This window comes from Pseudomonas sp. PS02303 (genome assembly GCF_029959925.1).
Classification (GTDB): Bacteria; Pseudomonadota; Gammaproteobacteria; order Pseudomonadales; family Pseudomonadaceae; genus Aquipseudomonas; species Aquipseudomonas mandelii.
Genome location: NZ_JASCOM010000589.1, coordinates 1 through 258 on the forward strand (window position 1 = coordinate 1; position 258 = coordinate 258).

Genomic DNA, 258 nt, shown 5'->3' on the forward strand with positions numbered 1-258 from the left:
GCCCGGTGGTGAGCATCACCACCTTCAAGGACGAAGCCGAAGCCCTGGCCATCGCCAACGACACCGAGTTCGGCCTGGGTGCCGGCCTCTGGACCCGCGACATCAACCGCGCCTACCGCATGGGCCGCGCCATCAAGGCCGGTCGTGTGTGGACCAACTGCTACCACCTGTACCCGGCGCATGCCGCGTTCGGTGGTTACAAGAAGTCCGGCGTCGGCCGTGAAACCCACAAGATGATGCTCGATCACTATCAGCAGA

Annotated in this window: 1 protein-coding gene; it reads left to right on the plus strand. The window is 64.0% G+C overall.

Annotated elements, in window-relative coordinates; all coding sequences use genetic code 11:
- The coding region (locus QMX98_RS34990; RefSeq protein WP_282412112.1) for an aldehyde dehydrogenase family protein at window positions 1-258 on the plus strand (258 nt) is incomplete at both ends.